The following is a 1111-nucleotide window of genomic DNA, read 5'->3' as shown; positions in this document are numbered from 1 at the left end:
ATCGGGTCTCCACGGTGATAGGAAGGTGCGCGAAGCCACGCACGTTGGACGAATGAACACGCGCGATCCCGGATTCCAGGACCTCGTAGGACCGCACCCGGGAGCTGAACTCGTGCAAGGCGACAGTGGCCTCCAGCCGCGCCAGGTGCGCGCCCAGGCAGAAGTGCACCCCCGCACCGAAACTGGCCAGACCCGAGATATCGCCACGATCGATCCGGAAACTGTCACCGTCGTCGAACACTTCCGGATCACGGTTGGCCGAACCGATCAGCAACAGCACCTTCGCCCCCGCCGGAATCACGCCACCGTGATAGCCGAGTTCTTCTGCGGCAGTCCGCGCGATCATCTGACTGGAGGTGTCATAGCGCAGGGTCTCTTCCACCCAATCCGGCACCAGATCCGCCTCCGCGACGACTTTCGCGTACTCCCCCGGATTGCGCGCACCCCAATACAGCGCATTGCCCAGCAATTTCGTGGTGGTCTCGTTCCCCGCCACCACCATCAAGAACAGAAACCCGATGATCTCTTCGTCGGACAGCCGGTCGCCGCCGATCTCCGCATCCAGCAACGCCGAAGTCAGATCCTCCCGCCGCGCCCGCCGACGTTCGGCCACCATCTCCGCGTAATAGACCAGCAGCTTCATCGACGCCTCCGCCGCCGCCACCGGAACATCCAGCACGCCGTCTTCCCGGTGCACCACCAGATCCGCCAACCGGCGGATCTCCACCCGATCCGCCGCCGGAACCCCCATCAACTCGGAAATGACGTCCATCGGCAGCTTGCCCGCCACCTCATCGATCCAGTCGAAGGCCCCACCGGCCAGCACAGGGTCCAGATACGACAGCGTCAGCTCCCGGATCCGATCTTCCATCTCCGCGACGCGTTTCGGAGTGAAACCCTTGAACACCAATCGCCGCATCCGCATGTGCCGCGGATCGTCCATCGCCAGAAACGACATCACCCGATGTGCGTGCGGTCCCCACGCCGCCGGATCCAACGACACTCCATTCGCACTCGACAACCGCGCACTGTCCCGAAAGGCCCCCGTCACATCCGCATGCCGCGACAACGCCCAGAATCCCAGATCCGGGTTGTGATACAGCGGCGCCTC

Annotated in this window: 1 protein-coding gene; it reads right to left on the bottom strand. The window is 64.0% G+C overall.

Features of this window, described 5'->3' with window-relative positions:
- The coding region (locus HOV91_RS39105; protein ID WP_174190187.1) for a cytochrome P450 at nt 1-1111 on the bottom strand (1111 nt) is incomplete at both ends.

This window comes from Nocardia barduliensis (genome assembly GCF_013315795.1).
In the GTDB taxonomy this organism is placed as follows: Bacteria; Actinomycetota; Actinomycetes; order Mycobacteriales; family Mycobacteriaceae; genus Nocardia; species Nocardia barduliensis.
The sequence above is the reverse complement of the archived record's forward strand: the minus strand, read 5'-3'. Positions and strand labels throughout refer to the sequence as shown.